Origin of the sequence: Buttiauxella noackiae ATCC 51607, assembly GCF_001654865.1 — a bacterium.
Classification (GTDB): domain Bacteria; phylum Pseudomonadota; class Gammaproteobacteria; order Enterobacterales; family Enterobacteriaceae; genus Buttiauxella; species Buttiauxella noackiae.
Genome location: NZ_LXEO01000008.1, coordinates 18,157 through 31,107 on the forward strand (window position 1 = coordinate 18,157; position 12,951 = coordinate 31,107).

Sequence of the window (12,951 nt, forward strand, 5' to 3'; positions counted from 1 at the left end):
CCACAGTTCATTTTTGCAACGCCCGATAATTCTTGCGGGCGTTCTTCCAGATATCGCTAATTCTCAGATCTTCTCCTTGAAGAAAAATAGTTCGCAGGTAAATTGTTTCTCAATTTCCAGTTGTCATATGACAACTTATTTGCGAGTATGGACAGGAGGTTTTATGAAGCGGCGCATACACCCCAATAAGGACATTGAAGCAGCATTAAGTTATGCCGAATGTCAGGGCTGGCAAGTGCGGCCGGGTGGGGCACATTGCTGGGGGAAAATGTATTGTCCGTGGAACGACAAAGCCTGCCGTTGCGGTGAGTTTTGCATTAGCTGCATCTGGAGCACACCGCGCAGTGCTTATAACCATGCAAGGCAGATACGTCGTGTCGTCGATAACTGTAGCCAGCAAGGCTCGCCACCTTCCATCAGGCATTAATTTTCAAGGAGCAGAATATGTCAGAATTTAGCTTCACGTTGATTTTCACCCTGCCAGAAAATGGCCAGAATCCAGAGCAATGGGTCGAAGCTTTGGGTGCGCAAGGTTGCGATGACGCGCTGGTTGGTGTAGGTGTCACAGGGCGAATTGCACTGAATTTCATCCGCGAAGCATCGGCTGCGAAACTCGCCGTTGTTTCAGCTATTCAGGATGTAAAACGTATTATTCCAGGCACCACGTTGGTAGAAGTGATGCCAGATCTGGTTGGGCTAACCGATATTGCTGAGCTGCTTGGTTTTTCCCGGCAGTATATTCGCAAAGTGATGGTAAGCCGTGAGGCTTTTCCGCAACCAGTACACGACGGTAAAACCGCTATCTGGCATTTGGAACCGGTGCTGCGTTGGATGCGTGAAGCTGGTGTTTCAAAAGTACCTTTGCCGCTGGTGGAATTATCTGCTGTAACCCGGCAATGCAACTTACAACGGGAGCTCGCCGACCTCGATAGAAATATGCAAAAGCAACTTGGTAAGTTGTGACGGCAGAACCTGAGAGGCTGTTCATGCCGCCGTTTGAGGAACAATCATAGATCTATCCAACTGGATACCAGCTTGTCATCCAGAAGCGCGACATTTCCCTGAGCTACATTACGGCCCCGGTGTAGCAAGCAGAAACGGTCCGCCACACGGCGAATGAACGACAAGCGCTGTTCTACCAGCAGTATTGTGAGGCCAAAATCACGACTCAGACGGTGGATAATATTGCCCAGCTCATTGATAAAACGTTGGCCGCTGCCAAAAGTGGGCTCATCAAGAATCAATAGTTTTGGTTCTGTCACCAGGGCTCTTGCCAATGCCAGTTGCTGCTGAAGATCGCTTGTTAGCTCGCCACCGCGCATGTGTCTTAAGCTGTAGAGTTCAGGGAAAAGTTCATAAATCATGCCTGGAATGCTACGGGAACCCACGCGGGCAGCCAGTAGCGCAATTTGCAGGTTTTCCTCAACGCTTAGTTGGGAGAATATTCGCCGGTCCTGCGCGACATAACTCATTCCCAATGCGGCTCGGCCTTCTATAGGTTGGGTGAGAAGATCCTGTGGTGGGTGACCTGCCTCGAGCCAGGTCATAGTGCCACTTTGTACGGGTAAGTAACCCGTAATGCAGTTTACCAGCGTTGTTTTTCCCATCCCCGGCGCGCCAAAAACACAGGTGCACTCTCCAGGCGCCAACTCAAGATCCAGATTCCACAGTATGTGGCTTTCACCATAAAACTGATTAACAGCACGGAGGCTCAACATCGACATACTCCTTCTGGCAGGGTTAACGACCCAGGCTGCTTCTGCAACACGAAGCAAGAGTTACAAACTTTGCAATTACCTTGCCATTAACCCGTTTACTGCCCAGAACAATGCAACTTTGAGAAAAGCCTCATGAAAATGGTTGAATAAACCTTCGGCTTCTACGACTCGAAAAACAGAATGCACTTTGTCGGTGCCTCGTCTTTGGTGTGTTTGGTGCAACTCCAGACGACTGCTCCATACAAATGCGCAATTCGTGAGCAGGATCATAAGAACTGGCTGGCTTCAGACCAGTCCAAAAAGGGTAAAAATAATGAAGAAAAATATTTTTGGGCCCTGGCACAGAGAATTTATGGTTTTTTGCGGTGTGCGCTGCAAAAGGGCTGAGAGCAGTTATCCACTATTCCTGTGGATAACCATGTGCATTAGAGTTAGAAAACTTGCGGTAAGCGAGAGCGGGCGCGGGTTGCGCATGAATTGGCGCGAAACCAGACTTTCCTAAATAACATTTCTAAATCAACTAGTTGAATAAAATCAATCGTTGCAATAAAAGTGCCACGAATGTTCCTTACGCTTTTATGACACAGCTTGACAAATGTTAAAAGGTAAAAAAATCTGGGGATAACCATTTTGGTCAGCTGAAATATCTGTGAGTTGAGTATTTTACCGGCAAACCAGACGTTAAAGAGGGTAAGTATCATAAACTCGGCAGTGAGGAACTGGTTTTTCATCCAGTATTATTTTCTGGCAAAATTTTCTGTGCCGAGTAAAATTATCCTCCGGCCCGCTCGTTTCTTCATCAGGTAGCCTCTTCATGAGTAAAGCGTTCAAATTAAATTCAGCATTCAAACCTTCTGGCGACCAGCCGGAAGCTATTCGCCGCCTTGAAGAGGGGTTACAGGATGGGCTTGCTCATCAGACGTTGCTTGGTGTAACCGGCTCTGGCAAAACATTTACCGTGGCGAATGTGATTGCAGATTTGCAACGCCCCACTATGGTGCTGGCTCCTAATAAAACGCTGGCCGCGCAGTTGTATGGTGAGATGAAAGAGTTCTTTCCGGATAACGCGGTAGAATTCTTCGTCTCTTATTATGACTACTACCAACCAGAAGCTTACGTCCCAAGTTCCGATACATTTATCGAGAAGGACTCTTCGGTTAACGAGCACATCGAGCAGATGCGTCTGTCTGCGACCAAAGCGTTGCTCGAAAGACGAGATGTTATCGTGGTGGCGTCAGTCTCAGCGATTTACGGTCTGGGTGACCCGGACCTTTATCTGAAGATGATGCTGCATCTGACCAAAGGGATGATTATCGATCAGCGATCAATTCTGCGCCGCCTGACGGAGCTGCAATATACCCGTAACGATCAGGCATTCCAGCGCGGCACTTTCCGCGTGCGCGGTGAAGTGGTTGATATCTTCCCGGCTGAATCAGACGATCTCGCCTTACGCGTAGAACTCTTCGATGAAGAAGTAGAACGGCTGTCGCTGTTTGACCCGCTGACCGGTCAAATTGACCAAACTATTCAGCGCTTCACTGTCTATCCCAAATCGCACTACGTCACACCGCGTGAACGTATTCTGCAAGCCATGGAAGAGATCAAAGTTGAGCTGGCAGACCGCCGCAAGGTTCTGTTGGCAAACAATAAACTGCTTGAAGAACAGCGCCTGACGCAACGTACTCAGTTCGACTTAGAGATGATGAATGAACTTGGTTACTGCTCAGGGGTAGAAAACTACTCGCGATTCCTCTCTGGTCGCGGCCCTGGCGAGCCACCCCCTACGCTTTTCGATTACCTACCAGCAGATGGCTTGCTAATTGTTGATGAATCTCACGTAACAATTCCGCAAATCGGCGGTATGTACAAAGGTGACCGTTCGCGCAAGGAAACACTTGTGGAGTATGGCTTCCGTTTGCCATCAGCACTTGATAACCGCCCGCTGAGATTTGAAGAGTTTGAAGCGCTGGCACCGCAAACCATTTATGTTTCGGCAACGCCGAGCAATTATGAGCTAGAAAAGTCTGGCGGCGATGTTGTTGATCAGGTTGTCAGGCCTACCGGCTTGTTGGACCCGGTTATCGAAGTTCGTCCGGTCGGTACTCAGGTTGACGATCTGCTCTCTGAAATTCGCAAGCGCGTTGAAGTTAACGAACGCGTGTTGGTCACGACGCTGACTAAACGCATGGCCGAAGATTTGACGGAATACCTGGAAGAGCATGGTGAGCGGGTGCGTTACCTGCACTCAGATATCGATACCGTTGAGCGTATGGAAATCATCCGTGATTTACGACTTGGCGAGTTCGATGTGCTGGTGGGCATCAACTTGCTTCGTGAAGGGTTGGATATGCCTGAAGTGTCGCTGGTGGCGATTCTGGATGCCGATAAAGAGGGTTTCCTGCGTTCTGAGCGTTCACTGATTCAGACTATTGGCCGTGCGGCACGTAATATCAATGGTAAAGCGATTCTGTATGGCGACAAAATCACACCGTCAATGGCTAAGGCTATCGGTGAAACAGAACGTCGCCGTGAGAAGCAACAGCGCTATAACGAAGAAAACGGTATTACTCCGCAAGGGTTGAATAAAAAGGTTGTGGATATCCTTCAGCTTGGTGAAGGAATGGCGAAAACCAAAGGCCGGATGAAGAGTAAAGCGCGCAGCGTGATTGAAGATGATGAAATCATTCTAACGCCAAAAGCTTTGCAGCAAAAAATTCACCAGTTGGAAGGGAAGATGCTGGAGCATGCGCAAAATCTGGAATTTGAAGAGGCCGCTCAGATCCGTGACCAACTCCATCAGTTGCGGCAATTGTTCATCGCGACTTCGTAGTTCACTTCACAGTGGCGGATGTCGCTTACGCTAATCCGCCCTACGAAAAACGGTTTTGTAGGTCGGGTTAGCGCAAGCGACACCCGACAAAACGCTACCCCAATTGCTGAAGCGCTTTCTCCAGCGCCTGGCGAAGGAGGTGCCGGTCATGGCGGTAACGAATATCGCGAGCTTCCAGCGGTTCCTGAATCACCACACGGTCGGTAATTTCAGACACATCAACCTGCGGGCCAACCACCACCGCATCGATAATACGTTTCCCGACGCGCTGTTCCATGATGTCTAAAGTTTGCCCAAGCGACAAACTGGCTGCGGCGGTGCTCAACTCTTTACCCAAATTACCGATAAAAACCACTGGCGCAGGAGTGCGGCGCAGTGCTTGATCCATATCCTCAAGCAGCAGTATCGGCATCAGGCTGGTGTAAAAACTACCTGGGCCAATCAGAATCAAATCCGCTTCGGCAATGGCCTGCACCGCTTCGCGAGTAGCGTGCGCCTTGGGATAAAGTGATAACTCCTGCGGCGGCGAGGAGAGTTGGTCAATATCCACCTCACCATAAATAAAATGGCCATCTGCGTCTGTTGCCATCAAATCCACAGGGTGTTCAGACATCGGGATGAGAAATGCATCCACTTTTAGCAGGTTACGAATTAAATTAATGGCTTCTAAAGGCCTCACGCTCAGGTGATCCAATGCCTTTAACATCAAGTTTCCGAGGTTATGCCCGGAAAGTTCACCATTGCCGCCAAAACGGTACTCAAACATAGACGAAGCAACGCTTTGTTCAGTAATTAACTGATTTAAACAGTTGCGCATATCACCCCAGGCGATGCCTCCCTCAGAGCGCCTGATACGACCTGTGGAACCGCCGTTATCGGTTGTAGTTACAATGCCGGTTAAGCGTGAACCTAGAGAGGACAGAGATGACATAACCCTGCCCAGACCGTGCCCACCACCAAGGGCGACCACCCGGTCTAAATCCGCAAACGTACGATTGCGCATAACTATTCCTTATGACGAACTATCGAAATAAGGTAGCGCAAAAGAGTGCAGAATACGATTCAGCCTCGGAGGTTAATGATGTATATCAAAGCAAAAGTTCACTTTTCGCGTAGTCTGTGGCGAAATTGAACGATTAGCTCGTTATATATAGATTTATATAGCGAAAGCTGCTATGGCGAATAACTTCCCCACGCGCTACTATCGCTCTAAACACACTAAGCCTATGGACCTAAGTCGAAAGATACGGTGCTTTGGCCGTGACCTTGAGTCACCAGGGTGCAGAAAGAAATGACTGCATCTCCCGAATTTGGAAGGTGTACATGGCTACTCAGCTTACCGATGCATTCGCACGTAAGTTTTTTTACCTGCGTCTGTCTATTACCGATGTTTGCAATTTCCGTTGCAACTATTGCCTGCCTGATGGCTACAAGCCTTATGGCGTGGCAAACAAAAGTTTCCTCAACGTCGATGAAATTCGCCGTGTTACCCGCGCTTTTGCCGCCCTGGGTACTGAAAAAGTACGCCTGACAGGTGGTGAACCCTCTTTGCGTAAAGACTTCACTGACATAATCGCCGCGGTGCGTGAAAACCCAGGTATTCGCCAGATTGCCGTGACAACGAACGGCTATCGCCTTGCGCGTGATGTGCAGCAATGGCGCGATGCAGGGTTGACCGCTGTGAATGTCAGCGTCGATAGCCTCGATGCCCGCCAGTTCCAGGCCATTACCGGGCAGGATAAATTCCGCCAGGTAATGGATGGTATTGATGCCGCTTTCAGCGCCGGTTTTGAACGCGTAAAAGTGAATGCCGTGCTGATGCGCGATGTTAACCACCACGAACTCGACACCTTCCTTGCGTGGATCAAACCCCGTCCAATCCAACTGCGTTTTATTGAGCTGATGGAAACCGGCGACGGCGGCGATTTGTTCCGTAAACACCACATTTCTGGCAAAACCATTCGCGACCAGCTTCTGGCTCGCGGCTGGATTCACCAGCTTCGCAGCCGCAGCGACGGCCCGGCACAGGTCTTTTGTCACCCGGATTACGCGGGTGAAATTGGCTTGATCATGCCGTATGAAAAAGACTTCTGTGCCACTTGCAACCGCCTACGCGTGTCGTCGGTCGGCAATTTGCATCTGTGTTTGTTTGGTGAACAGGGTATTTCATTGCGGGATTTGCTGGCGGATGACGGGCAAATCGACGAGCTTGAGGCGCGCATTGCTGAAGCTTTAACGCACAAGAAACAGACCCATTTCCTGCATGACGGTGATACCGGCATCACTCAAAACCTGTCTTATATCGGCGGCTAAAATTCGCTGTATCCCAATGATTTGGGTATAAAAAGGAAGATAACAATGAGCCAGATAAGTAACGAATTTATCCCGGTACATATTGCCATTCTGACCGTCTCAAGCCGTCGTGGCGAAGAAGACGATACCTCCGGCCATTATCTGCGTGAGGCGGCAACAGATGCGGGCCACCACGTGGTTGCCAAAGCTATTGTGAAAGAAAACCGTTACGCGATTCGTGCCCAGGTTTCCCAGTGGATTGCTGATGATGAAGTTCAGGTGGTGTTGATTAACGGTGGTACTGGTTTTACCGATGGTGACCAGGCTCCAGAAGCGTTACTACCGCTGTTTGATCGCGAAATCGAAGGTTTTGGTGAAGTGTTCCGTATGCTCTCTTTTGAAGAGATCGGCACATCAACGCTGCAATCGCGCGCGCTGGCTGGCATCGCGAACCGTACGCTGATTTTTGCTATGCCAGGTTCAACCAAAGCATGCCATACCGCATGGGAAAATATCATTCAGCCACAACTGGATGCCCGCGTGCGCCCTTGTAATTTCCACCCACATCTCAAGAAATAAACTATGTCGCAACTGACTCATATTAATGCGCAAGGCGAAGCGCACATGGTTGATGTTTCCGCCAAGGCAGAAACCGTGCGCGAGGCGCGTGCGGAAGCATTTATCACGATGGAAGCTACAACGCTTGCCATGATTATTGAAGGCAGCCATCACAAAGGTGATGTATTTGCCACGGCGCGTATTGCCGGAATTCAGGCTGCAAAGCGCACCTGGGATTTGATTCCGCTCTGCCACCCGCTAATGCTCAGTAAAGTCGAAGTAAATTTAGCCGCTGAGCCTGAACATAACCGCGTGCGCATTGAATCTGTATGCCGTTTGACGGGTAAAACCGGTGTTGAAATGGAAGCCCTGACCGCAGCATCAGTCGCGGCGTTAACCATCTACGATATGTGCAAAGCCGTGCAAAAAGATATGGTGATTGGCCCGGTGCGTTTGCTGGCAAAAAGTGGCGGCAAGTCTGGCGACTTTAAGGTAGAGAGCAATGATTAAGGTCCTGTTTTTTGCCCAGGTGCGTGAATTAGTCGATTGTGACCAACTGCAACTGGATGCCACTTTTAGCGATGTCGAACAGTTACGCGAGAGCCTTGCAGCCAAAAGCGATCGTTGGGCGTTGGCTCTGGAGTCCGGGAAATTGCTGGCCGCCGTAAACCAGACGCTGGTGAGTTTCGACCATCCACTTACCGACGGTGATGAAGTCGCTTTCTTCCCACCAGTGACCGGAGGTTGAAATGGAAAACACCCGAATCCGCGTAAGCCATGAAAATTTCAACGTTGGTGATGAATATCAGTGGCTCTCGCAGTGTGATGAAGACGGTGCAGTTGTGACCTTTACCGGCAAAGTGCGTAACCACAATCTTGGTGATAGCGTGAGTGCGTTAACCCTCGAACACTATCCGGGCATGACGGAAAAAGCGCTGGCTGAAATTATCGAAGAAGCTCGTCTTCGCTGGCCACTGCAACGAGTAAGTGTGATTCACCGCATCGGTGAATTGTGGCCAGGTGATGAAATCGTTTTTGTCGGGGTCACCGGTGCACACCGTAGTTCGGCATTTGAGTCTGCGCAATTCATCATGGATTATCTGAAAACTCGTGCTCCGTTCTGGAAGCGTGAAGCCACTGCAGAAGGCGACCGTTGGGTCGAATCACGCGAAAGCGATAAGCAGGCGGCCAAACGCTGGTAACAGGCACCTTCGCGCAGTTGTGTTAATCTTAAGGTACAGGCTGGCAAGCCTGAAATTCGGTCAACGTAATTCACTTAAGGAAGCATCATGGATCGATTCCCACGTTCCAATGACACCATCGTGCAGCAGGCCCGTACCGGTTTGCAGGCATATATGGCACAAGTTTACGGCTGGATGACCTGCGGCCTGTTACTGACGGCATTTGTCGCCTGGTATGCTGCGAATACGCCAGCCGTAATGGAATTCGTCTTTTCCAGTAAAATCACTTTCTTCGGGCTTATCATCGTGCAGTTGGGTTTAGTGTTTGTGCTCTCGGGCATGGTGCATAAGCTCAGCGCGGGTATGGCAACCAGCTTGTTCATGCTCTATTCGGCATTAACGGGCCTGACGCTTTCCAGTATTTTTATTGTCTACACCTACTCGTCCATCGCCAGCACCTTCGTTGTCGCAGGCGGGATGTTCGGGGCCATGAGCCTGTACGGTTATACTACCAAGCGTGATCTCAGCGGTTTTGGCAATATGCTGTTTATGGCGCTGATCGGTATTGTGTTGGCTTCACTGGTGAACATGTGGCTGAAAAGCACGGCGCTGATGTGGGCTGTAACATATATCGGCGTGATTGTGTTTGTTGGTCTGACAGCCTATGACACCCAGAAGCTGAAAAACATCGGTGAGCAAATTGATACCCGTGATACGCAAACCATGCGCAAATATTCCATTCTTGGCGCATTGACCTTGTATCTCGACTTCATCAACTTGTTCTTGATGTTGTTGCGTATTTTCGGCAACCGCCGTTAATTTCGATTTATATAGGGTGGATTAGCGTAAGCGACATCCACCCTGATTGTTACGAACTCTCCTGAATATTCTTCTCGTTCTTCACTCGCATCTTCTTCGCCCGACTCTCAAGCCCTAAATAGCAAATAATCGCCAGCAGCAGTGGGGCGATAAAATAGAGCATTCGATAGGCAATCAAGGCGGCGATAATAGTACCGTTGCTTACATGCTCCCCTGCCAGTAGTGCGATAAACACCGCCTCTAGCACACCGATCCCGGCAGGAATATGCACAATCACCCCGGCAATACTGCTGACCAAAAGTACGCCTAATACGAAGAAGTAATTCACATCCTGACCCAGCAACAGCCAGATAATCGCGCCCATAACCATCCAGTTGCCGCCCGAAATTGCTAATTGCAACAGAGCAAACTTAAAGGATGGGAGCACCAGACGCTGGCCTTTTATCGTCATATGGCGATGTTTAGCAAAGGCGCAGAACCACAGATACACCGCGATAATCGCCAGTAGAACGGCACCTAAAATCCGCAGCGTCGTCTCATCGATATACCAGTGCTCTGGCAGTTGCACCACGCCGACGGTAAAAATCATACCTGCCAGCAGAATATAGCCGAGCCAGTTAGTGGAAATACTTAACGAAAAAATACGTGTGATGGTGGCACTGGGCAGGCCAAGCCGAGAATAGAGCCGATAGCGCATGCCAATGCCGCCAACCCAGGTACTCAGCGTTAAGTTAAAGGCATAACAGATAAACGACACTAACATCACCTGGCGCTTTGCCAGTTTATGCCCGCAATACGATCGTGCCAATAAATCATAACAGCCATAAATCAGGTAGCTCAAAATAACCAGGCCGACTGCGCTAAACAGTGCGAGGCGGTTGTAGTTGCGGATAACCTTCCACACCTCCTCCCAGTCAACCTTCGTTGCATACACCGTCAGCAGCACGATCACAGCGATGAAAAACAGCCAGGTGAGTATCTTCTTTGCTTTGCGCCATTTTGGATGCGAGTGCGACATCAGTATTTCACCCCCGGATTATCTGTCTCAACCCGATCCTGCGTTTCCATATGCGGCTGCGCGGGCGGCATCACTTGCGCAAGTTTTGGTGTATGCGCAGGCAACCAGCCGACCATCGCCGGGAAGTGGCGTAAGAAGTGGAACGCCAGCACGCTCTTACCCAAATTCCACCAGGTGCGTTTTGGCAGCATCGACTCAACAACCGGGTGACAATCTTTGGCAATCAACCCGGTTAGATTGGCACGCAGAGTGTCATTGAATGTGCGGTCGTGAATAATCAAATTCGCTTCAAGATTTAGCGACAAACTCAGCGGGTCAAGATTGCTGGAGCCGACCGTTGCCCAATGGTCATCCATGATGGCGACTTTGCCGTGCAGCGGGCGGCGGTGATATTCATAGATTTTCACTCCGGAACGCACTAAGTAGTTGTACAGCAGGCGTGCACCGACTTTGACAATCGGCATATCAGGCTCGCCCTGCACAATCAATTTCACGGATACACCACGGCGAGATGCAGTACGCATTGCATGAAGCAGCCTGTAGCCAGGGAAGAAATAGGCATTGGCAATAATCACTTCTCGCTTCGCTTTACTGAGCATTTTCAGGTAATAACGTTCGATATCATCGCGGTGCTGGTTGTTGTCACGCCAGACAAACAACGCTTGCGCTTCACCGGGCGTCAGGTTTTCTTGCGCCAGATTACGGCGGCGTCGCCACCAGTGGCGTTTATCTTCGTGGCCGGGCAGGTTAGAAATCACGTACTGGTAAATATCATCCACCACTGGCCCTTCAACTTTGGCCGAATAATCTTGCTTCGCCTCAGGGCCGTAATCACTCATCTGTTCTGCGGAATAGTTAATACCGCCGACAAATGCAACGATGCCATCCACCACCACGATTTTGCGGTGCATACGGCGGAACAAATTAGTACGCATGCCAAACACCAACGGGCGCGGATCGTAATAGCGGAACATCACTCCGGCGGTAGTCAGTTGGTTGACAAAATCATCGCTTAAATCTGGTGAACCATAGCCATCAAGCAAGACTTCGACACTCACACCGCGACGGGCAGCATTAAGCAAAACTTCATGTAATTGCTTTCCGACATCATCTTCAAACCAGATGAATGTCTCGAGAATCACTTTGCTGCGTGCATTTTCGATGGCTTTAAATACCGCCGGGAAAAACTGGTCACCGTTTTCGAGTAATGTAATTCGGTTCCCGTCACGCCAATTATTTTTCATATATGAATCTCCACGGCTAATGGCGCATGGTCGGAGAGATGTCGCCACTGCCGCAATGGCAGCGCTGTTGGTGCACTCGCGGACGCATTTTTCACATAAATTCTATCGAGGCGAAGCAGCGGAAAGCGGGCAGGGAAGGTGCGCGCCGGGCGGCCAGATGCGCGAGTAAATACTTCATCTAATCCGGTTTGCTTTAATTGCCGGTTAGCGCGTTGCTGCCAGTCGTTAAAGTCGCCAGCCACTATGACAGGCTCACCTTCAGGAAGCTCATTTACCAGTTGGCAGAGCAGATTGAGCTGAGCCTTACGATGAGCGTCATGCAAACCAAGATGCACACAAATGACATGCGCACGAATATTGGCTCCCGGTAGGTTTATCTGGCAGTGCAGCATGCCGCGTTTTTCGTGGCCTTCTACCGAGATATCGCGATTTTCAAAATGACTAATAGGAAAGCGAGACAAGACGGCATTGCCGTGATGACCTTCGGGATAAACCGCATTGCGCCCGTAGGCAAAATCGCTCCACATTGTATCAGCCAGATATTCGTAGTGGCTGGTATCTGGCCAGTTATCAACGTGCACAGAGTGGGCTTCATGAGCACCCATTACCTCCTGCAAACAGACAATGTCAGCAGAAACTGCACGTACTGCATCACGCAACTCAGGCAAAATGAAACGCCGGTTGAGTGCGGTAAAACCTTTGTGTGTATTAATTGTGAGCACTTTAAAGGATAAGTGCTGAGTCTTATTACTCATGCTTCTCCCGGCATTGTTAACATCCTGATGAAAATAAAGTGTAGTCTCTGTCACAAATAGGTGCCGGGTTACAGAATTTTCCGCATACTGCGGTACTCTGAATGACAAGAAATAGCGGCCAGGAGAGAAATAATGAAATGGCAACAACGCGTACAAGTGACAACAGGCCTAAGTTGCTGGCAGATAATGCTGCATCTTTCTGTGCTTTGTTTACTGCTCGTTGGCTGGAAAACTGCCTCCCTCATACCGGTCGGCATTGGCTTATGTTTGCTCTATGCAGCAACAGTAATTTTAATGTTCGCCCTGCAGCGTGTGCGCAGCGGGCGGTTACGTGACATTGGTGATTTTCTTGAAGAGCTGACTACCACCTGGTATTTCGGCAATGCGATGATTGTGCTGTGGCTGTTGTCACGCGTGGTCGAAAACAAATTCCTGCTGGCAGGCGCAGGCCTGGCAATGATTGCCGGGCCGATTATTTATTCACTGCTGGTTAAAGATATGCCCAAAGTTATTCGAGTTGCAGGAAGGCGGTAACG

At 49.8% G+C, this 12,951-nt stretch carries 15 protein-coding genes and 1 riboswitch; of the genes, 10 read left to right on the top strand and 5 right to left on the bottom strand.

The window, feature by feature from the left end:
• Window positions 1–163 precede the first annotated feature (163 nt).
• On the top strand, window positions 164–427 hold the full coding sequence (locus M979_RS22340; protein WP_072009414.1) for a hypothetical protein: 264 nt from the start codon (window positions 164–166) through the stop codon (window positions 425–427).
• Window positions 428–444: 17 nt separating this feature from the next.
• Window positions 445–963, top strand: a complete 519-nt coding sequence (locus M979_RS02420) for a helix-turn-helix transcriptional regulator (protein ID WP_034456558.1) — start codon at window positions 445–447, stop codon at window positions 961–963.
• A gap of 44 nt (window positions 964–1,007) precedes the next feature.
• Here M979_RS02420 and M979_RS02425 read toward each other — a convergent pair whose 3' ends face one another.
• Window positions 1,008–1,718: an ABC transporter ATP-binding protein gene (locus M979_RS02425; RefSeq protein WP_064553530.1), complete on the bottom strand. Its 711-nt coding sequence runs from the start codon at window positions 1,716–1,718 to the stop codon at window positions 1,008–1,010.
• Between the two features lie 814 nt (window positions 1,719–2,532).
• Between M979_RS02425 and uvrB the strand changes: the two genes are divergently transcribed.
• Window positions 2,533–4,548 (top strand): excinuclease ABC subunit UvrB, encoded by a 2,016-nt coding sequence (gene uvrB, locus M979_RS02435; protein ID WP_064553532.1) that lies wholly within the window; start codon window positions 2,533–2,535, stop codon window positions 4,546–4,548.
• Between the two features lie 94 nt (window positions 4,549–4,642).
• On the opposite strand, the gene yvcK is transcribed toward uvrB, so the two are convergent.
• Window positions 4,643–5,551, bottom strand: coding sequence for a uridine diphosphate-N-acetylglucosamine-binding protein YvcK (yvcK, locus tag M979_RS02440; protein ID WP_034456548.1), 909 nt, complete (start codon window positions 5,549–5,551; stop codon window positions 4,643–4,645).
• 199 nt (window positions 5,552–5,750) lie between these two features.
• Window positions 5,751–5,884: riboswitch (molybdenum cofactor riboswitch) on the top strand.
• Here yvcK and moaA point away from each other — a divergent pair.
• The 6 genes from moaA to M979_RS02470 all read left to right on the top strand — a co-directional run bounded on the left by moaA (window position 5,872) and on the right by M979_RS02470 (window position 9,398).
• Window positions 5,872–6,861 carry a GTP 3',8-cyclase MoaA gene (gene moaA / locus M979_RS02445; RefSeq protein WP_064553534.1) on the top strand — a complete coding sequence of 330 codons (990 nt, stop codon included), beginning with the start codon at window positions 5,872–5,874 and terminating at the stop codon, window positions 6,859–6,861. Its footprint overlaps the riboswitch before it by 13 nt.
• Before the next feature lie 45 nt (window positions 6,862–6,906).
• Window positions 6,907–7,419 carry a molybdenum cofactor biosynthesis protein B gene (moaB, locus tag M979_RS02450; RefSeq protein WP_064553536.1) on the top strand — a complete coding sequence of 171 codons (513 nt, stop codon included), beginning with the start codon at window positions 6,907–6,909 and terminating at the stop codon, window positions 7,417–7,419.
• Window positions 7,420–7,422: 3 nt separating this feature from the next.
• Window positions 7,423–7,908 carry a cyclic pyranopterin monophosphate synthase MoaC gene (gene moaC / locus M979_RS02455; protein WP_034456542.1) on the top strand — a complete coding sequence of 162 codons (486 nt, stop codon included), beginning with the start codon at window positions 7,423–7,425 and terminating at the stop codon, window positions 7,906–7,908.
• Window positions 7,901–8,146 (top strand): molybdopterin synthase sulfur carrier subunit, encoded by a 246-nt coding sequence (moaD, locus tag M979_RS02460; RefSeq protein WP_064553538.1) that lies wholly within the window; start codon window positions 7,901–7,903, stop codon window positions 8,144–8,146. Before moaC ends, moaD begins: the two co-directional genes overlap by 8 nt.
• Window position 8,147: 1 nt before the next feature.
• Window positions 8,148–8,600 carry a molybdopterin synthase catalytic subunit MoaE gene (moaE, locus tag M979_RS02465; protein WP_034456538.1) on the top strand — a complete coding sequence of 151 codons (453 nt, stop codon included), beginning with the start codon at window positions 8,148–8,150 and terminating at the stop codon, window positions 8,598–8,600.
• Between the two features lie 87 nt (window positions 8,601–8,687).
• Window positions 8,688–9,398 (top strand): Bax inhibitor-1/YccA family protein, encoded by a 711-nt coding sequence (locus tag M979_RS02470; RefSeq protein ID WP_034456535.1) that lies wholly within the window; start codon window positions 8,688–8,690, stop codon window positions 9,396–9,398.
• 49 nt (window positions 9,399–9,447) lie between these two features.
• Here M979_RS02470 and M979_RS02475 read toward each other — a convergent pair whose 3' ends face one another.
• Genes M979_RS02475 through M979_RS02485 form a run of 3 tightly spaced genes read right to left on the bottom strand, consistent with a single transcriptional unit; the run spans window position 9,448 to window position 12,415 of the window.
• Window positions 9,448–10,416: a lysylphosphatidylglycerol synthase domain-containing protein gene (locus M979_RS02475; protein WP_064553540.1), complete on the bottom strand. Its 969-nt coding sequence runs from the start codon at window positions 10,414–10,416 to the stop codon at window positions 9,448–9,450.
• Entirely contained in the window at window positions 10,416–11,660 is a 1,245-nt protein-coding gene (gene clsB / locus M979_RS02480; protein WP_064553542.1) for a cardiolipin synthase ClsB, read from the bottom strand. The genes M979_RS02475 and clsB overlap by 1 nt, the downstream gene beginning before the upstream one ends.
• Window positions 11,657–12,415 carry an endonuclease/exonuclease/phosphatase family protein gene (locus M979_RS02485; RefSeq protein WP_064553544.1) on the bottom strand — a complete coding sequence of 253 codons (759 nt, stop codon included), beginning with the start codon at window positions 12,413–12,415 and terminating at the stop codon, window positions 11,657–11,659. The genes clsB and M979_RS02485 overlap by 4 nt, the downstream gene beginning before the upstream one ends.
• 132 nt (window positions 12,416–12,547) lie before the next feature.
• On the opposite strand from M979_RS02485, the gene M979_RS02490 reads away from it, so the two are divergent.
• A complete protein-coding gene (locus M979_RS02490) occupies window positions 12,548–12,949 on the top strand; it encodes a YbhQ family protein (protein ID WP_034456528.1) in 402 nt (133 codons plus the stop codon).
• Window positions 12,950–12,951 lie beyond the last annotated feature (2 nt).

Bases quoted from the DNA above. Each gene is read 5' to 3' on its own strand.
- M979_RS22340 (WP_072009414.1), top strand. From the start codon at position 164: ATGAAGCGGCGCATACACCCCAATAAGGACATTGAAGCAGCATTAAGT.
- M979_RS02420 (WP_034456558.1), top strand. From the start codon at position 445: ATGTCAGAATTTAGCTTCACGTTGATTTTCACCCTGCCAGAAAATGGC.
- M979_RS02425 (WP_064553530.1), bottom strand. From the start codon at position 1,718: ATGTTGAGCCTCCGTGCTGTTAATCAGTTTTATGGTGAAAGCCACATA.
- uvrB (WP_064553532.1), top strand. From the start codon at position 2,533: ATGAGTAAAGCGTTCAAATTAAATTCAGCATTCAAACCTTCTGGCGAC.
- yvcK (WP_034456548.1), bottom strand. From the start codon at position 5,551: ATGCGCAATCGTACGTTTGCGGATTTAGACCGGGTGGTCGCCCTTGGT.
- moaA (WP_064553534.1), top strand. From the start codon at position 5,872: ATGGCTACTCAGCTTACCGATGCATTCGCACGTAAGTTTTTTTACCTG.
- moaB (WP_064553536.1), top strand. From the start codon at position 6,907: ATGAGCCAGATAAGTAACGAATTTATCCCGGTACATATTGCCATTCTG.
- moaC (WP_034456542.1), top strand. From the start codon at position 7,423: ATGTCGCAACTGACTCATATTAATGCGCAAGGCGAAGCGCACATGGTT.
- moaD (WP_064553538.1), top strand. From the start codon at position 7,901: ATGATTAAGGTCCTGTTTTTTGCCCAGGTGCGTGAATTAGTCGATTGT.
- moaE (WP_034456538.1), top strand. From the start codon at position 8,148: ATGGAAAACACCCGAATCCGCGTAAGCCATGAAAATTTCAACGTTGGT.
- M979_RS02470 (WP_034456535.1), top strand. From the start codon at position 8,688: ATGGATCGATTCCCACGTTCCAATGACACCATCGTGCAGCAGGCCCGT.
- M979_RS02475 (WP_064553540.1), bottom strand. From the start codon at position 10,416: ATGTCGCACTCGCATCCAAAATGGCGCAAAGCAAAGAAGATACTCACC.
- clsB (WP_064553542.1), bottom strand. From the start codon at position 11,660: ATGAAAAATAATTGGCGTGACGGGAACCGAATTACATTACTCGAAAAC.
- M979_RS02485 (WP_064553544.1), bottom strand. From the start codon at position 12,415: ATGAGTAATAAGACTCAGCACTTATCCTTTAAAGTGCTCACAATTAAT.
- M979_RS02490 (WP_034456528.1), top strand. From the start codon at position 12,548: ATGAAATGGCAACAACGCGTACAAGTGACAACAGGCCTAAGTTGCTGG.